16 protein-coding genes and 1 pseudogene are annotated in these 22932 nt (G+C 43.3%); all 17 read left to right on the forward strand.

The window, feature by feature from the left end; genetic code table 11:
• Positions 1-55 precede the first annotated feature (55 nt).
• Positions 56-2230, forward strand: a complete 2175-nt coding sequence (locus WMO43_RS10730) for a SulP family inorganic anion transporter (RefSeq protein ID WP_177963181.1) — start codon at positions 56-58, stop codon at positions 2228-2230.
• The gene (locus WMO43_RS10735) at positions 2208-2879 is read left to right on the forward strand and encodes a response regulator transcription factor (protein ID WP_177963180.1); all 672 of its coding nucleotides are present in this window, start codon (positions 2208-2210) and stop codon (positions 2877-2879) included. Before WMO43_RS10730 ends, WMO43_RS10735 begins: the two co-directional genes overlap by 23 nt.
• Complete coding sequence (locus WMO43_RS10740; protein ID WP_353531163.1) at positions 2876-3742, forward strand: sensor histidine kinase; 867 nt, start codon at positions 2876-2878, stop codon at positions 3740-3742. Before WMO43_RS10735 ends, WMO43_RS10740 begins: the two co-directional genes overlap by 4 nt.
• A 155-nt stretch (positions 3743-3897) precedes the next feature.
• Entirely contained in the window at positions 3898-4593 is a 696-nt protein-coding gene (locus WMO43_RS10745) for an ABC transporter ATP-binding protein (RefSeq protein WP_177963178.1), read from the forward strand.
• Positions 4574-7075: an ABC transporter permease gene (locus tag WMO43_RS10750; RefSeq protein WP_353531164.1), complete on the forward strand. Its 2502-nt coding sequence runs from the start codon at positions 4574-4576 to the stop codon at positions 7073-7075. Before WMO43_RS10745 ends, WMO43_RS10750 begins: the two co-directional genes overlap by 20 nt.
• Before the next feature lie 364 nt (positions 7076-7439).
• The gene (locus WMO43_RS10755) at positions 7440-8330 is read left to right on the forward strand and encodes a virulence RhuM family protein (protein ID WP_353531165.1); all 891 of its coding nucleotides are present in this window, start codon (positions 7440-7442) and stop codon (positions 8328-8330) included.
• 784 nt (positions 8331-9114) lie between these two features.
• On the forward strand, positions 9115-11121 hold the full coding sequence (gene uvrB / locus WMO43_RS10760) for an excinuclease ABC subunit UvrB (protein WP_353531166.1): 2007 nt from the start codon (positions 9115-9117) through the stop codon (positions 11119-11121).
• A gap of 5 nt (positions 11122-11126) precedes the next feature.
• The gene (gene uvrA / locus WMO43_RS10765) at positions 11127-13961 is read left to right on the forward strand and encodes an excinuclease ABC subunit UvrA (protein WP_353531167.1); all 2835 of its coding nucleotides are present in this window, start codon (positions 11127-11129) and stop codon (positions 13959-13961) included.
• 511 nt (positions 13962-14472) lie between these two features.
• Positions 14473-15474 (forward strand): rod shape-determining protein, encoded by a 1002-nt coding sequence (locus WMO43_RS10770; RefSeq protein WP_177963175.1) that lies wholly within the window; start codon positions 14473-14475, stop codon positions 15472-15474.
• A gap of 104 nt (positions 15475-15578) precedes the next feature.
• Positions 15579-16379: a flagellar hook-basal body protein gene (locus WMO43_RS10775; protein WP_177963174.1), complete on the forward strand. Its 801-nt coding sequence runs from the start codon at positions 15579-15581 to the stop codon at positions 16377-16379.
• A 16-nt stretch (positions 16380-16395) separates the two neighbouring features.
• Complete coding sequence (locus WMO43_RS10780) at positions 16396-17211, forward strand: flagellar hook-basal body protein (protein ID WP_353531168.1); 816 nt, start codon at positions 16396-16398, stop codon at positions 17209-17211.
• A 15-nt stretch (positions 17212-17226) separates the two neighbouring features.
• The gene (locus tag WMO43_RS10785) at positions 17227-17583 is read left to right on the forward strand and encodes a rod-binding protein (protein WP_177963172.1); all 357 of its coding nucleotides are present in this window, start codon (positions 17227-17229) and stop codon (positions 17581-17583) included.
• Between the two features lie 108 nt (positions 17584-17691).
• On the forward strand, positions 17692-19899 hold the full coding sequence (gene recD2, locus WMO43_RS10790) for an SF1B family DNA helicase RecD2 (RefSeq protein WP_353531170.1): 2208 nt from the start codon (positions 17692-17694) through the stop codon (positions 19897-19899).
• A 97-nt stretch (positions 19900-19996) separates the two neighbouring features.
• Entirely contained in the window at positions 19997-21022 is a 1026-nt protein-coding gene (locus WMO43_RS10795; RefSeq protein ID WP_353531171.1) for an ABC transporter substrate-binding protein, read from the forward strand.
• 3 nt (positions 21023-21025) lie between these two features.
• Complete coding sequence (locus WMO43_RS10800; RefSeq protein ID WP_353531172.1) at positions 21026-21931, forward strand: ABC transporter permease; 906 nt, start codon at positions 21026-21028, stop codon at positions 21929-21931.
• Positions 21924-22718 (forward strand): ABC transporter ATP-binding protein, encoded by a 795-nt coding sequence (locus WMO43_RS10805; protein WP_177963168.1) that lies wholly within the window; start codon positions 21924-21926, stop codon positions 22716-22718. The genes WMO43_RS10800 and WMO43_RS10805 overlap by 8 nt, the downstream gene beginning before the upstream one ends.
• Before the next feature lie 20 nt (positions 22719-22738).
• Positions 22739-22894, forward strand: a pseudogene (locus tag WMO43_RS10810) (double zinc ribbon domain-containing protein); the annotation flags it as partial.
• Positions 22895-22932 lie beyond the last annotated feature (38 nt).

Here is a 22932-nt window from a genome sequence, read left to right on the forward strand (position 1 = left end):
TATTAATAAGAAATTTATCAATAAAATGATGAAAGAAATTCAGGGAGAGATTGGAATGAAGACAGGACTATTTCACACATGCAAAAATTATAAAGTACAGTATCTGCCAAAAGATATCCTTTCGGGCATCATCATGGCGGCAGTGTCCATACCGATTGCGATGGGATACGCGGAAGTGGCAGGACTTCCGGCAGTTTACGGACTTTACGGTTCGGTATTTCCGATTTTGTTATTTGCGATCTTTTCTACGTCGCCACAGTTTATCATGGGAGTCGATGCAGCACCGGCGGCGATCGTAGGTGCGGCATTAGCGACGCTTGGCATTGCACCGGCATCGGAAGAGGCAATGCAGTTTGTGCCGATGGTGGCGCTGTTTGCGGGTGTGTGGCTGCTGGTCTTTTATTTATTCCATGCGGGGAAAATAGTGGATTTTATTTCTACGCCTGTCATGGGAGGCTTCATCAGCGGAATCGCCGTGACGATCATCCTCATGCAGATCCCGAAAATCTTAGGAAACAGTTCCGGTTCGGGAGAGTTGGTAGAACTGATACGCCATATCATCAAAGCATGTGAAAATATTAACATAGTTTCGGTTATTCTTGGGGTATCTTCCTTAGTGGCAATCGTGGTAGTGAGAAAATTTGCTCCGAAGTTTCCGATGGCGGTGGTCGTCATGGCTGCCGGAGTCTTTTTGACCTGTGTCTGTCATATTGATGAGTATGGGGTACGGCTGTTAGCGGAAGTAGAGCCGGGAATGCCTTCCTTTTTCTTCCCGGAACTGGGAAAGGTCAATCTGACACAGGCAGCGGGACGCGGATTGATGGTGGCGGTAGTCATCATGGCGGAAACACTTTTGTCGGAAAATAATTTTGCATTTAAGAATGGCTATAAAATTGATGACAACCGGGAAATCCTTGCCTGTGGTGTCAGCAACTTAGCAGCGGCATTTGTGGGCTGCTGTCCGGTCAACGGAAGCATATCAAGAACTTCTATGAATGAGCAGTATGGTGGAAAAACACAGGTGGTATCCATTACGGCAGGATTGTCCATGATACTGTTACTGCTGTTTGGAACCGGTTTTATCGGCTATCTTCCGGTTCCGGTGCTGACGGCGATCGTCATTTCTGCACTGATGAAGGTGGTGGAGTTTGATTTAGCAAAGCGCCTCTATGAGGTCAGCAAAAATGAATTTTATATTTTTGTGGCGGCTTTTTTAGGCGTGCTGTTACTTGGAACCATTTACGGAGTCATTATCGGAATGTTACTCTCTTTTGTGGCTGTGATCCTTCGGGCAACGAATCCTCCAAGAGCGTTTTTGGGAGTCATTCCGGGCAGGGAGGGTTTTTATGACAGAAAGAAAAACCGCTATGCCTATGAGATCGAACATGTGCTGATCTATCAGTTCAGCGAAAGTCTCTTTTTTGCAAACATAAAGATTTTTCAGGAGGATATTGAAAGTCATATCAAGGACGATACCAAAGTAGTGATCGTGGATGCGGGAGCGGTCACGGGAATCGACATTACAGCAGCAGACCGCTTAGAGCTGTTAGCGGAAAATCTGCAAAAACGCGGCATCCGTTTTTATCTGACAGAGCACATGGATACCGTCAATGTACAGATGCGAAAGTTAGGCATTGGTCATCTGATCGAGGAAGGACACGTGCGGCGTACCATTACGGCGGCACTTTACGATGCAGGACTGCAGGAGCCGTATGTACTGAGCGGGCTGGATGAGAGAAAACAGAAATTCTTAATGAGTATTCCGGCAGAAGCGGAAAATACGTTGGAAGAGTTCACCTGGGCGTTTGGCGAAGATACGGTAGAAGAGATTGAAAAGCGGGTACACCTTGTCTTAGAAAATATTCAAAAGATGCCGGATTTAGAGAATTTAGTAGAGCAGGGCTTAGAAAAATATATGGAAACCTGGCACAGCCTTGGTGTGATTGACGAGGACGAGTTCCTAAGACGTATGGAGTTGCACATGGATGAGCTTTCTAAGAATCTGAGTGCACAGGATAACCGTGCCGTGATCCTCGAACTGATCGAAAAGAGACGACGCAGGATCATGGAACAGGTACAAAAGGAACATCCGGAGGTCTTAGAACGTTTAGAGGCAAGCCGTGTCCGCTTAGAGCACAGATTGGAAAAACAGAATCCGGAGGCAGCAAAACGTCTGCATGAGTGGGAGGAAAAGATAAAGAAAAATCATGAAAAAAATACTGATCGTTGAGGATGATAGAGAATTAAAAGAAGGAATCTGTTATACACTGCAAAAAGCAGGCTATCTGACAGAAAGTGCGGATTCTGTCCAGAATGCAAAAACACTGTTTTTAAAAGAAGGTGCGGATGTGATCCTTTTAGATGTCAATCTGCCGGATGGCGAAGGGTTTGATTTTTGCAAATGGGTGAAGGAACGCACACCGGTTCCGGTGCTTTTTCTGACGGCAAGAGATTTAGAAGAGGATGCGCTGTGCGGCTATGAAGCGGGGGCAGAGGACTATGTGACCAAGCCTTTTTCCATGAAAATCCTTTTGAAAAAGATCGATGTTTTGTGCAGAAACGGTTCGAGACAGGAACACAGATGTTTTGAGGATGGATTTTTGCGCGTGGATTTTGATGCGGCAAGAGCGTGGGTCGGTGGAAAAGAATGTGTTCTGACACCGACAGAATTTCGGATGCTTCGTTATTTTACGGAAAATGCAGGAGTTCTTTTGACATATTCCGTATTGTTAGAAAAACTGTGGGATTCCACGGGCGCTTATGTGGACAAGCATACTTTAGCGGTCAATGTCAACCGGCTGCGTAAAAAGATTGAAGATGAAGAGCATCGCTATATTTTGAACGTTTATGGAATGGGTTATCAGTGGGCAGAAGCATGAGATTAGGACGGAAAAAGAAAGAAATAGATCAATTTTCGGAAAAATTGGAGCAGGCATTGGATGCACTGGCGACAGGAGCAGAGATTTCCGTGGAAGAAGAAATGGATGACAGCCTGTGGGGAAAAATATCGGTCCGCTTCAAGAGATTGCAGGAAATCTGGAGTGAAAAAGAGGAAGAAAGCAAAAAGAATAAACAGCAGATGAAGGAGCTGATCTCCGATATTTCACATCAGACAAAAACACCGATCGCAAATCTGAAAGTTTATTTAGAACTGTTGCAGGCAGGGGATTTGGACGAAAAAGAGACGGCAGAATTTTTAAACCGGATGGAGCAGCAGACTAAAAAACTGGATTTTCTGATACAGAGCATGGTTAAAATGTCGCGTTTAGAAACCGGTATTATTGAAATACGGAAAAAGGATGTATCGGTATACGATACTTTGTATCGTGCGGTTTCGGCGATCGTTCCAAGGGCAGGAAAGAAACAGATGGAAATCTATGTGGACTGTGAAGAGGATTTAACGGTTTCTCACGACAGCAAATGGACGGAGGAGGCAGTTTTTAATCTGTTAGAAAATGCAGTTAAGTATACGGATGCCGGTGGAAAGATATGGATCTCGGCAAAGAAAGAGGAATTTTTTACAAGGATCAGTGTCAAAGATACGGGAAAGGGGATTGCAAAAGAACGGCAGGCAGAGATTTTTCAAAGGTTTTATCGGGAACCGGAGGTGCATGACGAAGAAGGGATCGGCGTGGGTCTCTATTTAGCAAGAGAGATCATTTTGATGCAGGAAGGTTATATCGAAGTGGTATCAGAAGCAGGAGCGGGAGCAGAATTTCGGATTTTCCTGCCAAATGGATAAAGACTGGTTGAAAAATAACAGATACATGCGAATAAATTCCTTGTGAAAGAGCGTCGCTTTACAGGAACAGATTATCACAATTTTGTGATAGTTAAAGATTGTGACAGGTTTGAGATTTTTTACCATTATGCTTGTGTTATAAGGAGGAAAGAAAGATGAAGACATGGATGGTAGAAACACAGGCATTGAAAAAATATTACCGGCTTGGAGAAAATACGGTAAAAGCATTGGACGGCGTGGATCTTACGGTAGAGCGTGGAGAATTTGTCGCAATGATCGGAAAATCGGGAAGCGGAAAGAGCACCCTGCTCCATATGCTTGGCGGACTCGACACCCCGACTTCGGGAGAGGTCTTTGTAGACGGAAAGAAGCTGTCGGAATTGAAAAAAGAACAGCTTGCCATTTTTCGCAGAAGAAAAGTGGGATTTGTATTCCAGAATTATAATCTGGTACCGGATCTGAATGTCTATGAAAATATTGTACTGCCGATCGAGTTAGACGGCGGTTATGTGGATGAAAAATTTATCGGGGAACTTTTGGATATGCTGCATTTGCAGGAAAAGGCAGAGGCACTTCCGGGGACGTTGTCCGGCGGCCAGCAGCAACGCGTGGCGATCGCGAGGGCACTTGCATCGAAACCGGCGATCATTCTTGCAGATGAGCCGACCGGAAACCTGGACTCCGGAACAGGTCATGAGGTGTTGGGACTTTTGCGCGTTGCGGCAAAACGTTTTTCGCAGACACTGATACTGATCACTCACGATATGGATATTGCGCAGCTCGCAGACCGGATCGTCTGTATTGAGGACGGAAAAATACGGAAGGGAAGTGATGAAGATGCTGAAAAATAATAATCAGCAGGTCATCAAAAGGATGGCAAAGACTTCCTTTTTTCGGAATAAGGGCAAAAATCTGGTACTGGTGTGTGCTGTCTTTCTGGCAGTTTTTATGCTCTTTTCGATTTTTACGGTAGGACTTACCTATGTAAAAATGGAAAAACGTCAGAACATCCGCTTGAGTGGTGCGGACATGGATGCTATCATGTATGGAATGACGAAAGAACAGGTAAAAAAGTGTGAAAACAGCAGTGAGGTATCGAAGATAGGAAAAGTCGGCGTGGCGGGTTATGCGATCAGCACCCAATGGGATGATACCCTGCATACGTGGCTGATCTACAGCGATAAAACTTACTGGGACGAGATCATGGCTCCGGCAAGAAAAGAAACAAAGGGGCATTATCCGAAACAGGAAAATGAAGTGATGGTCACGCAGACCGCATTGGAGGACTGCGGGCTTTCGGGACTGGGGATCGGTGACACGTTTACACTGACCTACGGTGATGATAACGGAACAGAACCGAAGGAGAAAACCTTTAAAATCTGTGGGATCTGGGACGGATACGGTACGAAAAAAGTATTTTTTGTTTCTAAAAAATTTTATCAGCAGTCCGGTTATCAGTTGTCGGATGTTCGTTCCGGAAGAATGTATCTGCAGTTCAAAAGTAAAATCCTGACGACAAAAAAACAGGAAGAGTTTCGGGAGCAGATGGATCTAGGAGTGCAGCAGGCACTGTTTTTTACAGCCGAAACCTCCAATTCCGTACGGATCTTAAGGGGAATGGTGGGACTGGCATTCATCACTTGCTTGAGTGCATACCTTTTGATCTACAATATTCTCTATTTATCGGTTTCCGGAAATATCCGCTATTACGGCTTACTCCAGACAGTCGGAATGACCGGAACGCAGGTAAAAAATCTGATGAAACGTCAGATGTGCTGGATCGGGATATTTGGAATTGGCGGTGGATTTTTTGCGGGAGTGCTGACTTCGTTTTTCATTATCCCGGAGGTGGTGCGTTCCCTTGGCATCCGTGAAAAAGTCGTAGTGGCATTTCATCCGGGAATTATCCTTTTGACGATCCTGATTGCGGTCATTACCCTGCTGCTTGGAAGCAGAAAGCCGGTCAAAATTGCCTGTGCCGTCACACCGATGGAGGCACTTGGATACTGTACCGTCACATCAAACCGGAAATCGCACCGGACGAAAAGAGGTCATGTGTTAAAAAATATGGCTTGCAGACAGTTGAAAAAGGATAAGAAGAAAACAGCCGTTGTATTTTTATCGTTAGCAACCGGTCTTTCGGTATTTTTAGTGCTGATCACATTGATCGAAAGTCAGGGAGCAAGGACCATTGTATCGAATTACATGGATGCAGATATGGAGATTGTCAATGATACACTGATGAAAGAGGATACAAAGGACTGGAAGCCGATTTTAGATAGCGATTTTACGAAAAAGATCGAAAACATTTCCGGCGTGAAAGAAGTGCACCAGATGACCAGTACCAAAATCTTGGTTCCATGGGAGGCTGATTTTGCCAACACATGGATGCGGGCGGTATATGAAATGTGGATGTCTGAACCGTATGAGCAGTCGGTAGAGGACTACAAGGCACATCCGGAAAAATATTATTCTTATTTGAAAGGAATCGATGAAGCGGAATTTGAAAATCTGAACAGTATGTTTCAGAAAAAGGTGAACAAAAAGGATTTTATGGAAGGCAGGGTGTGTATTCTCTATCGAAACGGTGTGCAGTTAAAGGAAAAGGAGATTTTAGGAAAAGAGCTTACCTGCCTCCTGCCGGAAAATTCGGTTTCGCAGGGAAAATGTACATTTCAGATAGCAGGCGTTACAGATGATAACCGTTATGCAGGGATCGGACTGGGACCGGATCTGATCGTCAGTGAAAAGTGGCTAGAGCAAGTGGTAAAAAATCCGTTTGTTCAGGATATGACGGTTCTCTATGATGAAGAGTATGACACTCAGACGGAACAGGCAGTAATAAAAGCTATTCAGTCACTTTCCGACAGCAGAGATGTTTCTTATGAATCTAAAATAGAAGAAATGGAAAATGTGAAAAAGGCACAGGGAAATATGAAGGGTGTCGGAATCGGAATTACTTTGATCTTGGCATTTATCGGTCTGATGAATTATATCAATACGGTTTCCGGCAGTATTCAGAACCGACAGGTCGAACTGTCGGTCATGGAGAGTGTGGGCATGACCGACCGGCAGGTTTATCGGATGTTAGTCTATGAGGGACTTTTTTATGCGGGCGGCTCCATACTCCTGACAGGGACCGTAGGACTTCTGATCACCTATCTGTGTTACCAGTCGATGAATTACCGTGGCATTGCATTTTCAGTTCCGATACTTCCAGTGTCGGCAGCAGTCCTTCTGGTTCTGGCGGTCTGTGTGGCGGTTCCGGTACTGGCTTACCGATTGCTGGCAGGGCGGCATTCGGTTGTGGAACGAATCCGGGGATTTGAGTAGAGGGGAAGAGAAGAGGTAGAGTGAGAGTATAAGGAATATGGTACAGAACAAATGTTTGAGTTTGTTCTGTACTTTTTTTATATTGAATGATATACTAAACAGGTAACAATAATAAGAACAGATCCAAAACATTCATATTGCAAAAAAAATTGCAAGCATCACAGATAGATAACAGGATATGAACAGGAGAAATTTATGGAGCATTTCAAATTGCTATCAAAGTATCAATGGATGGTTTATGACTGATATTGGTGCAATGAAAGAACTATAATGAATGTAAAAATAAAAAGTATTGGTTATATCTAAAATTTTTGTGATAAAGTAAAGTATTTTATAAATATTAAAAATGAGGAAACAAATAGAAATGAATCAGGAACATGAGGTTGTTTTATATCAGATTGAAGGTACAAATATTTGCGTGAATGTAATGTTTAAGGAAGAGACTTTTTGGATGACACAAAAGGCAATGGCAAATTTATTTGATTGCACAACTGATAATATCTCTTTACATTTAAAAAATATTTATAAGGAGGAGGAATTAGAAGAAGAAGCAACTACCGAGTTATTCTCGATAGTTCAAAATGAAGGACAACGTAATGTTACAAGAAAAGTAAAATGTTATAATTTAGATGCAATTATAGCTGTTGGATATCGAGTTAATTCTAAGAAGGCTACGCGTTTCCGACAGTGGGCTACAATAACATTAAAAGAATATATTACTAAAGGGTTTGTATTGAATGATGATATGCTAAAAAATGGAAAGCCTTTTGGGAAAGATTATTTTGAGGAATTATTAGAGCGTATCCGTGAAATTAGAGCAAGTGAACGGAGAGCCTATCAGAAAATTACAGATGTTTTTGAACAGTGTAGTTATGATTACGATAAAAACAGTGAAATCACAAAGAATTTTTATGCCTTTGTTCAGAATAAATTGCATTTTGCGGTTACAGGAAAGACAGCGGCAGAACTTATATATGAACGTGCTGATTCTGAGAAACCGGCGATGGGGTTAACCACATGGAAAGAAGCCCCTAATGGTAAGGTTTTAAAACGTGATATTGGAATTGCGAAAAATTATTTAAACGAGAAAGAATTATCTCGTCTGAACAGACTAGTAACAATGTTTATTGATTACGCAGAATTAATGGCTGAAGATGAAATTTTAATGAGTATGCAGGATTGGGTTGAGCAGACAAATCAGTTTTTGATGAATAACAGGCGTAAGGTATTAGACGGAAAAGGAAAAATATCTTAAAGGTTAAAGCTGTGGAAAAGAGGGTTCAATTTACTGGGTATAAAGTAGAAGTGTAGTTAACAAGGAAAATGATTGAAGCATAAGAAAAATTTGTTTATTCAATAGAGGTACAAAAGCTGCTCAATGCAGGAAAAGAGAAACTGGCAGAACTTGTTGATTCTTCGGTTGCATTAGATCATAGAAATGGTTTTGATATGTTGTCGTTTACAGAAAGTGGGAAAAATCTTTATATAGAATATATCGTGTTTATAATGTTGGGAAAGAAAACATTGCATACGAAATAATTGAAGATATTAGTCAGTATAAAAGAGAGGATGTACTATATAAATATCATTTATAGATAATTAAATTATGGTCCATCAATTGATATACGTCTGCTTGAAAAAACGGAGAGTGACAGAGATATTTCATTTCCAAGACGTTTGATCGAGTTTGCAGAGGATCAGAAAGAAAATCCGGAAATATCGTTTGATAAGGAACAGGATAAGATGATATTGAACCAAATGCAGAACAAATTATCAAGAATCAAAAAGATGGACATCAGACATTCATCAGTGCAAAGGGCAGCTTACCTGTAATATCGGTCGGATCATTGATGAAATTCGAAAAGATGACGGAAAATAAAAAAGCACAGAACAAACATTCGATTTTGTTCTGTACTTTTTTTATATTGAATGATATACTAAACAGGTAACAATAATAAGAACAGATCGAAAACATTCATATTGCAAAAAATTGCAAGCATTACAGATAGATAACAGGATATGATCAGGAGAAATTTTTTATGGAGCATTTCAAATTAGTATCAAAATATCAGCCAACCGGTGACCAGCCACAGGCGATTGAGGCACTGGTGAAGGGCTTTCAGGAGGGCAACCAGTTCCAGACCCTGCTGGGAGTTACGGGTTCGGGAAAAACATTTACGATGGCAAATGTCATAGCTGCACTGAATAAGCCGACACTGATTATCTCGCATAATAAGACATTGGCGGCACAGTTGTATGGGGAGTTCAAAGAATTCTTTCCGGAAAACGCTGTGGAATATTTTGTTTCCTATTATGATTATTATCAACCGGAGGCATATGTGCCGTCCACGGATACTTATATCGCAAAAGATTCCTCGATCAACGAGGAAATCGATAAACTGCGTCTGTCGGCGACCGCCGCGTTGGTGGAGCGGAAAGATGTCATCGTGATAGCTAGCGTTTCCTGTATTTACGGTTTGGGAAGTCCGGAAGACTATATGGGAATGATGGTATCTCTGCGTCCGGGAATGGAAAAAGACAGGGATGATGTCATCCGGGCGTTGATAGATATACAGTATACAAGAAATGAGATGGACTTTGGAAGAGGAACCTTCCGGGTGCATGGAGATACGTTGGAGATTTTTCCGGCAAATAACAGTGATACGGCAGTGCGTGTGGAATTTTTTGGAGACGAGATAGACAGAATTACTGAGATCGATGTGCTGACCGGAGAGATCAAGAGCCGGCTGGAGCATATCTCCATCTTCCCGGCATCCCACTATGTTGTGCCGCAGGAAAAGATCAATCGTGCCTGTGTGGATATAGAAAAAGAATTAGAAGAGCGCGTAAAATATTTTAAAGGCGAGGACAAGCTGTTAGAGGCACAGCGGATCGCGGAGAGAACAAATTTCGATATAGAGATGTTAAAAGAGACCGGATTTTGCAGTGGAATCGAGAACTATTCCAGACATTTAGCGGGCAGTCCGGCAGGAGCAACACCACATACTTTAATGGACTATTTTACGGATGATTATCTGATCATAGTGGATGAGTCGCATATCACCATACCACAGGTGCGTGGTATGTATGCAGGAGACCAGGCAAGAAAATCAACACTGGTCGATTACGGATTCCGCCTGCCGTCGGCAAAAGATAACCGTCCGCTGAACTTTGAGGAATTTGAGAGTAAGATCGATCAGATGCTGTTTGTATCTGCAACGCCAAACGTATATGAAGATGAGCATGAGCTGCTGCGGACAGAGCAGATCATCCGTCCGACAGGACTGTTAGATCCGGAGGTAGATGTCCGTCCGGTAGAGGGACAGATAGACGATCTATTAGCAGAAGTAAAAAAAGAAATTTCCGGGCATCATAAGGTACTGGTTACGACATTGACAAAACGGATGGCAGAAGATCTGACCGATTATATGCGGGAAGTAGGCATCCGGGTAAAATATCTGCATTCGGATATCGATACGTTAGAGCGGGCGGAGATCATCCGTGACCTGCGTCTTGACGTCTTTGATGTGTTAGTGGGAATTAACCTTTTGCGAGAGGGACTGGATATTCCGGAAATTACATTGGTAGCAATTTTGGATGCGGATAAAGAGGGATTCCTGCGTTCCCATACATCACTTATACAGACGATCGGAAGAGCGGCAAGAAATCAGGATGGTCATGTCATCATGTATGCAGATACCATTACCGATTCTATGCGCATGGCGATCGATGAGACAAAACGCCGCCGCCAGATACAGGAAGCATACAACAAAGAACATGGAATCACGCCAAAGACGATAGAAAAATCCGTCCGCGACTTAATCAGTATTTCTAAGAAAGTTGCAAAAGAAGAGATAGAATTTAAGAAAGATCCGGAGTCCATGAGCCGCGAAGAGTTAGAAAAACTCATCAAAGATGTGAAAAAACAGATGGACCGCGCAGCCGCGGATCTGAATTTCGAGGCAGCGGCAGAACTGAGAGACAAAATGCTGGATTTACGACGTATGGTAGAAGAGATCAAGCAGGATTCCGGCAAGAAAGGGTAAGGAACATGAAAGAACGGAAATATATAAAGATCAGAGGAGCAAATGAGCATAATCTGAAACATTTGGATATCGACATACCGAGAAATGAATTTGTAGTGCTGACCGGACTCAGCGGTTCGGGAAAATCCTCACTGGCATTTGATACGATCTATGCAGAAGGACAACGGCGTTATATGGAATCCCTGTCCTCCTATGCCAGACAGTTTTTAGGACAGATGGAAAAACCAAATGTAGAAAAAATAGAGGGACTTTCTCCGGCAATTTCCATAGATCAGAAATCCACAAACCGGAATCCGCGTTCTACGGTCGGAACGGTTACGGAAATCTACGATTATATGCGTCTGCTCTATGCAAGGATTGGAATCCCGCATTGCCCGGTCTGCGGAAAAGAAATCAAAAAACAGACTGTAGACCAAATGGTAGACCAGATCATGTCGCTGCCGGAACGGACAAAAATACAGCTTTTAGCACCGGTAGTCCGCGGTCGTAAGGGAATGCACCAGAAATTATTTGAAAAAGCAAAGCGAAGCGGATATGTCCGTGTACAGGTGGATGGGAATGTCTATGAACTAAGTGAAGAGATTCCATTGGATAAAAACATCAAGCATAATATAGAGATCATCGTAGACCGTCTGGTCGTCAAAGAAGGCATAGAAAAACGTCTGACGGATTCCATAGAAAATGTCATGGACTTAGCAGAGGGACTGATGATCGTAGATATTATCGGAGGAGAACCGATGCGTTTTTCCCAGAGTTTTTCCTGTCCCGACTGCGGTGTGAGCATTGATGAGATCGAACCGAGAAGTTTTTCCTTCAACAATCCGTTTGGAGCCTGCCCGGAATGTTTCGGACTTGGATACAAAATGGAGTTTGATGAGGATTTGATGATACCGGATAAGAGTCTGGCGATTTCCGAAGGAGCGATACAGGTCATGGGCTGGCAGTCCTGCACAGATCCGTCCAGCTATACCTATGCAATTTTACAGGCATTGTCCAAAGAATATCAGTTTGACTTAGATACGCCATATCAGGATCTGCCGGAGGACATCCGTGATATGCTCTTAAATGGAACAAATGGAAAATCCGTCAAAGTGTATTACAAGGGTCAAAGAGGAGAAGGAGTCTATGACGTTGCCTTTGAAGGATTGATCAAAAATGTGGAGCGGCGTTACCGTGAGACAGGTTCGGAAACCAGCAAACAGGAATACGAGTCCTTTATGCGAATTACACCGTGTAAGGTATGTAAAGGTCAAAGACTGAAAAAAGAATCTTTAGCAGTGACCGTCTGTGATAAAAATATCTATGAGATTACAACGATGTCCATTAAGAACTTGTCGGGATTCCTGGAGCATATGGAGTTGACAAAACAGCAGATGCTGATCGGTGAACAGATTTTAAAAGAAATCCGTGCCAGAGTGGGATTCCTCATGGATGTTGGACTGGACTATCTGACACTTGCCCGTGCAACCGGAAGTCTGTCCGGTGGCGAAGCACAGCGTATCCGACTGGCAACACAGATCGGCTCCGGGCTGGTAGGCGTTGCTTATATCTTAGATGAGCCGAGTATCGGACTGCACCAGAGAGATAATGACAAACTTTTAAATACCTTAAAAAATCTCAAAGATTTAGGCAACACCCTTATCGTAGTAGAACACGATGAAGACACCATGCTTGCAGCAGATTATGTTGTGGATATCGGACCGGGAGCGGGTGAGCACGGTGGAGAAGTGGTTGCCGCCGGCACGGCAGAAGAGATCATGCAGAATGAAAAATCCATTACAGGAGCCTATCTGAGTGGCAGAATACAGATACCGGTGCCAGAGGAACGCAGAAAACCAACCGGATATCTGACGATCAAAGGGGCAAAAGAAAATAACCTGAAAAACATAGATGTCGATGTGCCACTCGGTGTGATGACCTGTGTGACCGGAGTATCGGGTTCCGGAAAAAGTTCACTGACCAATGAAATTTTGTATAAGACATTAGCCAAAAAACTGAACCGTGCCAGAACGATACCGGGAGCACATAACAAGATCGAAGGGCTTGAGCAGTTAGATAAGGTGATCGACATTGACCAGTCTCCGATCGGAAGGACACCACGCTCTAATCCGGCGACTTATACGGGAGTCTTTGACATGATCCGTGACCTCTTTGCTGCAACACCGGATGCAAAGGCAAGAGGTTATAAAAAAGGACGTTTCAGCTTCAATGTAAAGGGCGGAAGATGTGAGGCATGTTCCGGAGACGGAATCTTAAAGATCGAAATGCACTTTTTGCCGGATGTTTATGTTCCATGTGAGGTTTGTGGTGGCAAGCGTTACAATCGTGAGACCTTAGAAGTAAGATATAAAGGAAAGAGCATCTATGATGTACTGGATATGACAGTGGAGGAGGCACTGACCTTCTTTGAAAACGTACCGTCCATCCATAGAAAAATCCAGACCCTTTATGATGTAGGACTTTCCTATATCCGATTAGGACAGCCATCCACCACATTATCCGGCGGTGAAGCACAGCGTATCAAACTGGCTACAGAGTTGAGTAAACGGAGCACGGGAAAGACAATTTATATCTTAGATGAGCCGACTACCGGACTGCATTTTGCGGATGTGCATAAATTAATAGAAATCCTGCGGCGGCTTTCGGACGGAGGCAATACGGTAGTTGTCATCGAACATAATCTGGATGTGATCAAGACAGCGGATTATATCATCGATATGGGACCGGAAGGCGGCGATGGCGGTGGAACGGTCATTGCAAAAGGAACGCCGGAAGAAGTGGCAAAAGTCAAAGGTTCCTATACCGGACAATATTTAAAGAAATACCTGAAGAAAAAATAAGAAATCTAAAATAAGAAAGCCTAGAAAGAAATCGTGCGACCCGGACTAGCTCACAATCAGGGTGATCTATCCCAAACTGCACGATTCTTTTATTAAGGTATCAGCCAAACAAGCCGTTAAACCAACAAGTCATTAGACAAATAAAAAAGCTTCCAAGTGATTGGAAGCTCAAACTTTCGGGGAGTACTGCCCGAGTTCTAGGAACCCGAGCAGTATGAGTTATGAAAAATTATATTAGCCTTAGCTAGTACGTTATTATAGTACTTTGAATATGTGAATAAAGTATGAATATAAAGTTAATAAAATATGAATCTTTTAAAATGTTTTAAAAAAGTCTTAAATCAGAGAAAAAACAAAAAAAAACCTTTAAAAACATCACGTCATTGTATATAATAAGTATGAATATGGAAAAATGTGTATCATAGGCGTTTCTATAGATGAACAGAATCGATAAATCCAATTTATAAATGATAATATATAGGTAGGACAGGAAGAAAGGAGAAACATCAGAATGGTTTCAACAGATATCGGAATTGATTTAGGTACAGCAAGTATTTTAGTATATATTAAAGGAAAGGGTGTCGTGCTAAAAGAGCCTTCCGTTGTGGCATTTGACCGCGATACCAACAAGATCAAAGCAATTGGTGAAGAAGCAAGATTGATGCTTGGTAGAACACCGGGCAACATCGTGGCAGTACGTCCGTTACGTCAGGGAGTTATTTCCGATTATACCGTTACGGAGAAAATGATCAAATATTTTATCCAGAAGGCCATGGGTAAGAAGAGTTTTCGTAAACCACGCATCTCCGTTTGTGTACCAAGTGGTGTAACAGAGGTAGAGAAGAAAGCAGTAGAAGATGCAACTTATCAGGCAGGAGCAAGAGAAGTTTCTATTATAGAAGAACCAATTGCAGCAGCCATCGGAGCAGGAATTGACATTGCAAGACCTTGCGGAAATATGATCGTAGATATCGGAGGAGGAACTTCTGATATTGCAGTCATCTCTTTAGGCGGATCTGTAGTAAGCACATCCATTAAGATCGCCGGAGATGATTTTGACGAAGCGATCGTCCGTTATATGAGAAAAAAACATAATCTTCTGATCGGTGAAAGAACCGCAGAGGACATTAAGATCAAGATTGGAACCTGTTTCCCGTTAGCACAGCCGGAGACAATGGATGTACGCGGAAGAAACCTTGTAACAGGTCTTCCAAAGACAGTACAGGTAAGCTCAGAGGAGACCGAAGAAGCACTCCGCGAAGCAACACTTCAGATTGTAGAAGCAGTTCACAGTGTATTAGAAAAGACTCCACCGGAGTTAGCAGCAGACGTAGCAGACAGAGGAATCGTCCTTACAGGCGGTGGTGCTCTGTTAAGAGGTTTAGAAGAACTGATTGAAGACCGTACAGGCATTAACACGATGACCGCAGAAGAGCCGATGACCTGTGTGGCGATCGGAACAGGAAAATATGTAGAATTTTTAGCAGGAAATCACGACGACAAACAGATGTAAGCGTGAAACCTGTCACGGATGGCTGGATAACACAGGAAGTGTATAAGTAATGGCATCGTAAAAAGCGGTGTCATTGCCCCTTATTCAGAAAGGAGAATTTATACATGGTAAAAGGACTCTATACAGCCTATACGGGAATGTTGAACGAGCAGAACCGTATGGACATCATGACAAACAATCTGGCAAATGCAGATACGAACGGCTATAAAAAAGAAGGCAGTACGGCACAGACATTTGCAGATACTTATGCAATAAAAATCAAAGACACCTCAGCATATAACATACCGCGCAGGATCGGTGACATCAGTCTGGGGGTACATATCGGAGAAACCTATACAAATTATGATCAGGGTTCTTTTGAAGTGACGGACAATCCGGCAGATTTAGCACTGGCAGGCGATGGATTTTTTGCAATATCTTATACGAACAAACAGGGTGAGACTTCTGTAAAATATACAAGAGACGGAGCCTTTACCGTAAATAAGGACGGTTATCTGGTAACCAAGGACGGAGACTATGTGCTGAACCAGAATGCAGCGATGAATTCTGATCCGGGAGCAGCAGGCTATATCCGTATCGATCCGAACCAGAAGTTTACGATCGACGAGCAGGGAAATATCTGGCAGAACCGTGCGGTGGTCGGAAGAGTCGGAGTAGTAGATTTTGCGAACTATAATTATTTAGAGAAGTTTGGAGAAAATCTCTATCAGACGGTAGACGGAGCACAGATCGTTGCAGCAGGAGCACAGGTAGAACAGGGAGTGATTGAGGCTTCCAATGTGCAGGTCGTTTCGGAAATGGTCGATATGATCACGATCACAAGAGCATATGAAGCAAATCAGAAAATTATCCAGACCATAGATACGATGTTAGACAAAGCAGTAAATCAGGTAGGCAAGCTATAAGAGAGGTGTTTGAATTATGATGAGAGCTTTATGGAGTGCGGCATCTGGAATGATCGCACAGCAGACGAATGTAGATACAATATCCAATAATATTGCAAATGTAAATACAACAGGCTATAAGACAGAGAAGACAGAATTCAAATCCCTGCTGTACCAAAATTTACAGGCAAGAACAACGACAGCAAACGGTGCGAACAAACCGATACCGGCACAGGTAGGCTTAGGTACGCGTGTTGCATCTAATACCTCCATGTTTACACAGGGAGCAATGTTAGCAAGTGAAAGTGATACGGCATTTGCGATCGACGGCGAAGGCTTCTTTGCAGTTCGTGGAGCAGATGGTAATACATACTATACAAGAAACGGTAATTTTACCTGGAGCATCGGAAATGACGGAGTTATTCTGACGAACTCTGACGGATATCCGGTTTTAGACTCCCGAGGAAATATGATCCGTATACCGGATGGCGTGGCAGCGGAAAAAGTTTCCGTAACTTCACAGGGACAGTTCTATTACAGAAATGCACAGGGAAATCCGGTGGATATGAACCAGAGTATTGGATTATTCCAGTTTAACAATCCAGGGGGACTTGAAAAATTGCAGGATTCCTTATTGAGAGTTACAGATGCTTCCGGTAATCCAATGAATGAGGCAACGACAGCCGGACTGGACAGATCAAATGTGCGTCAGGGCTACTTAGAGGGGTCCAATGTTCAAGTCGCAGATGAAATGGTAAATCTGATCATTGCACAGAGAGCCTATGAATTGAATTCTAAGGCAATACAGGCATCTGATGATATGCTTTCACAGGCAAATCAGTTGAGAAGATAATAAGGAGGAAGCGGTATGAGTGGAATTAGCATCAATCCTTATAGCAATCTGTATGAACAGACAGCAACATCGGCTCAGAATGCTTCGGCAAGCCGTTTGAATGATACCATTTCCGGAGATCTTTCCAGTGCTTCCGATGAAGAACTGATGGATGTCTGCAAAGATTTTGAAGCATATTTTGTAGAGCAGGTTATGAAGGAAATGAAAAAAATGATTCCTGAGGATGACAACAAAGACCAGTCAATGGGACAATTAAAAGACTACTTTGAAGACCAGATGATGCAGGAGTATGCAGATAAGATCGTAGATCAGGGAGATTTTGGAATTGCACAGACGCTGTATGAACAGATGAAGCGCAATTATAACTTATAAGAATAGCAAAGACAAGAGTAAGGCTGTCCTAGGACAGCCTTGTTTATTGTTTGAAAACGATATTCAATATATACGATAGTAACAACTGTACGGAGGAAAATGCAGACCATGGAAGAACTGACAGGTTATGTAGAACACATCGTGTTCAGAAATGCAGAAAATGGATATACGGTTATGAACTTTGCAGGCGAAGAAGATGAAATGACCTGTGTGGGTACATTTTCCGTAATCAGTGAGGGAATGTACCTGAAATTGCGGGGAGAGTATGTGGATCATCCGACCTATGGAGTACAGATGAAGGTGGAATCCTTTGAGGAACAGGCACCCGAAGACATACAATCCATAGAGCGTTATCTTGGTTCCGGGGCGATTAAAGGAATCGGAGCGGCGTTAGCAGCCAGAATCGTACGAAGATTTAAAGAGGATACCTTTCGGATCATTGAGGAAGAACCGGAACGTTTAGCAGAGATCAAGGGGATCAGCGAGAGAAAAGCGATGGAGATCTCAAGTCAGGTGGAAGAAAAAAGAGAACTCCGACAGGCAATGATCTTTTTGCAAAAATACGGAATATCCATCAACCTCGCAGTAAAGATTTACCATAAATATGGATCGGAAATATATTCTATATTACAGGAAAATCCATATCGGCTCGCAGATGACATTCAGGGAGTGGGATTTAAAATTGCAGATGAGATTGCGGCGAGAGTAGGAATTCGGACGGACTCGGATTTCAGAATCCGAAGCGGCATCCAGTATGCACTGCTACAGGCAGCCGGAGAAGGTCATACCTATCTGCCAAAGGAAGAACTGACAAAACGGACAGCGAGACTGTTAGAAATAGAGCCGGAATATATAGAAAAACACTATATGGATTTGGCAATGGAGCGGAAAATCATCCTAAAAGAAACGAATGGAAACGTAAAAGTATTTGCATCATCCTATTATCTGATGGAAGCAAATACAGCAGCAATGTTAGCAGAACTGGACATTCGTTATGATGTTCCGGTACGGGAGATGGAGGACCGGATTCGGCGGATCGAGGACAGCAGCGGTATGGAACTGGATGAGCTGCAAAAACAGGCAGTGCAGGAGGCAGTGCAAAATGGACTGTTTGTATTGACCGGTGGACCCGGAACCGGAAAGACCACTACGATCAATACAATCATCCGATACTTTGAACTGGAAGGAATGGATATCTATTTAGCGGCACCGACAGGCAGGGCAGCAAAACGGATGAGTGAGACCAGCGGATATGAAGCAAAGACGATCCACAGAATGTTAGAATTAAACGGCGGAGTAGAAGAAACGGCAGGCTTTGAGCGAAACGAATCCAACCCGTTAGGGGCTGACGTAGTGATCGTGGATGAGATGTCCATGGTGGATATCAGTCTGATGCACTCTTTATTAAAGGCGATCGTTCCGGGGACAAGGCTGATCTTAGTCGGAGATGCCAATCAGCTTCCGAGTGTCGGACCGGGCAGCGTACTTCGTGACATCATAGAGAGCGGAAAATATCAGGTCGTGCGTCTGAATAAAATTTTCCGTCAGGCAAGCCAGAGCGACATCGTAGTAAACGCACATAAGATCAACGAAGGAAAAGAAGTCATACTGGATAATAAAAGCAGGGATTTCTTTTTCCTGAAACGATATGATGCAGATGTTATCATCAGCGTAGTGATACAACTGATCAAACAAAAACTGCCCAAATATGTAGATGCAAAACCATTCGATATCCAGGTGCTGACACCAATGCGGAAAGGATTGCTGGGCGTAGAACGCTTAAACCGCATTTTGCAGCAATACCTGAATCCAAAGGATGCGAAAAAAGCAGAGCATGAGGTGGGAGACAGGATCTTCCGCGAAGGCGATAAAGTCATGCAGATTAAAAATAACTATCAGTTGGAGTGGGAAGTAAGAAGTAAGTATGGTCTGGCAATAGACAAAGGTCTGGGTGTGTTTAACGGAGACATGGGAATCGTGCGTCAGATCAATGATTTTGCACAGACGGTGACCGTGGAATTTGAAGAAGGGAAAATGGTGGAATATGCATATAAGGGACTGGATGAGCTGGAACTTGCCTATGCCATCACGATTCATAAATCGCAGGGAAGCGAATATCCGGCTGTTGTCATACCGCTTTTGCACGGACCGAAAATGCTGATGAACAGAAATCTGCTTTATACCGCGGTCACAAGAGCGAGAAAGTGCGTGACCTTAGTGGGCGATGAGACGGTTTTTGAACAGATGGAGCACAATGTAACCGAGCAGGTGCGCTACAGCGGGCTGATTGACAGAATCTGGGAGCAGGGTGCATAGCAAGAGAGTCTTGATAAATCCGTGAAAAAATGGTATAATACACTCGTTTAGTGCTTTGACGCGTTGACGTGAAAAAAATACATTGGAGGAAACGAACATGAAAAAGGTGATTGCATTGTTACTTGCAATGTCCATGACCGTCGCAGCATTCACAGGCTGTACAGCAGGACAGAAAGCAAGTGAAGAAAAGAAAACAGAAACAGCAGATAAGACATCGGATAAAAAAGAGGATGGGGACAAAGTATACCACATCGGTATTATCCAGTTAGTTGAGCATCAGGCTTTAGACGCTGCAACGGAAGGTTTCCAGAAAGCGTTAAAAGAAAAACTTGGTGATAAGGTAGAGTTTGACGTACAGAATGCACAGGGCGAAGAGACCAACTGTGCAACCATTGCCACAAAATTTGTAAACAGCAATGTGGATCTGATCATGGCAAACGCAACACAGGCAGTAATTTCATCTGCAACAGCAACTTCAGATATCCCGATCGTTGGAACTTCCGTAACAGATTATGTGACAACAGGAACCGTAAAGAGCAATGACGCTCCTGGTGGAAACGTAACAGGAACATCTGACCTTGCACCGATCGATCAGCAGGTAGAACTGCTTCAGAAACTGGTTCCGGACGCAAAGAACGTAGGAATCCTTTACTGCTCCGCAGAAGCAAACTCTGTATATCAGGCAGAGCAGGCACAGAAATACTTAGAAAAAGCAGGCATTACCGCAAAGACTTACACTGCAGCAGATTCTAACGACATTCAGCAGGTTGTTACAAAAGCGGCAGATGAGAACGATGCAATTTACATCCCGACAGATAACACGATCGCATCGAACATGGAGATTGTAAAGAATGTTACCGTTCCGGCAAAAGTCCCGGTAATCGCAGGGGAAGAAAATATGTGCTCCGTTGGCGGACTTGCAACCTTAAGTATCTCTTATGAGAGCATCGGATACAATGCAGGTTTAATGGCATATGACATTTTAGTAAACGGTAAAAATCCTGCAGATATGCCGATCCAGTATGCAGATGACGTAACATTAAAATACAATGCTGATATCGCTTCCGAGCTTGGTATCGAGATTCCGGACGATATGGTAGCAATTGAAAAAGAGGATAAATAATTTATGGTAGCATCATTGATGAGCGCCCTGCCGGGATCTGTAGCCCAGGGATTGATCTGGGGAATTCTGGCAATTGGTGTATATATCACTTATAAAGTTTTAGATTTTGCAGATTTAACCGTAGACGGCAGCCTGGCAACAGGCGGTGCCGTTGCGGTTATGTGTATGTTAAATGGAGCAAATACCTATGTGGCATTGATTCTTGCGTTTCTTGCAGGTATGTTAGCCGGACTTGTGACGGGACTGTTTCATACGGCACTGGGAATCCCACCGATCTTAGCGGGAATCCTGACACAGCTTGGACTCTACTCCATCAATATGAGGATTATGGGAAAGGCAAATCAGGCGATCAGCGTTATGCAGTATGATGTGCTTGTCAGCCTGCGTTATATCCCACATGCCTGTCTGCTTACCACAGGATTCTGTATCGTGATCATTGCATTGCTTTACTGGTTCTTCGGAACAGAGATCGGAGCAAGTGTGCGTGCGACCGGATGTAATCCAAACATGGCAAGAGCACAGGGAATCAATACAAATGCAACAAAAGTGTTAGGACTGGTAATCTCAAACGGATTAGTAGGTCTTGCGGGAGCATTATATGCACAGTACCAGGGTTCCGCTGATATCAACATGGGACGCGGAGCGATCGTAATCGGTCTTGCAGCCGTTATCATCGGAGAAGTTGTTTTTGGAAAAATCTTTCACAACTTTGCGCTTCATATGATAGCCGTAGTGATCGGTGCGATTATCTATTTCGTAGTAATTGCGATCGTGCTTCAGTTGGGACTTGAGACAACCGACTTAAAACTGTTCTCATCTCTGATCGTAGCATTGTTCCTTGCACTTCCTTATTTGAAGAGTAAATATTTTACTCCGGCAGACAAGAAGGGAGGAAATGGCAATGCTTAAGATACAGGATGTACATAAAACCTTTAATCCGGGAACGATCAATGAGAAAAAAGCGTTGAACGGAGTGAATCTGGTTTTAAATGAAGGCGATTTTGTGACGGTCATCGGAGGAAACGGTGCAGGAAAATCCACTGTTTTAAACATGATCGCAGGTGTTTATCCGGTAGACAGCGGAAGCATCATGATCGATGATATCGATGTAACAAAACTTCCGGAGCACAAACGTGCAAAATATTTAGGCCGCGTATTCCAGGACCCGATGAATGGAACGGCAGCCGATATGAATATTGAGGAAAATCTTGCACTTGCGGCACGCCGGGGAAAACAACGTTTTCTTGGCTGGGGAATTACCGCAAAAGAGAGAGAGGAATATAAAGAACGTCTTGGCTCTTTAGGACTTGGCTTAGAAGATCGTATGACATCGAAAGTAGGACTTTTGTCCGGCGGACAGCGTCAGGCAGTCACACTTTTAATGGCATCCCTCAGAAAACCGAAGCTGTTACTTTTAGATGAGCATACAGCAGCCCTTGACCCGAAGACGGCAAAAAAAGTATTAGAACTGACAGAGGAGATTGTAGCAAAAGACAATCTGACCACTTTAATGATCACGCATAACATGAAAGACGCGATCCGACTGGGCAACCGTCTGATCATGATGCATGAAGGAAAAGTCATTTATGACATCAGCGGAGAGGAAAAGAAAAACCTCAAAGTAGCCGACTTGCTTGCAAAATTTGAAGAAGTAAGCGGAGATGAACTTGCAAATGACAGAATGATATTATCTTAATTTTAAATAAAATTCTGGATATCCTATATCCCCGGCGCTGTATTCTGTGCGACGGGGTTCTGGATACACCGGATTCCGGTGTATGTACCCAATGCAGACCAAAACTGAATTATGTAAAGGAACCTTCCTGTAAGAAATGCGGAAAGCCGATCGGTGATGAACGTGGCGAGTACTGCTATGACTGCAGGGAAGGCAGACATTCCTATGCCCAGGG

Source organism: Maccoyibacter intestinihominis (genome assembly GCF_040096355.1).
GTDB lineage: Bacteria > Bacillota > Clostridia > Lachnospirales > Lachnospiraceae > Maccoyibacter > Maccoyibacter intestinihominis.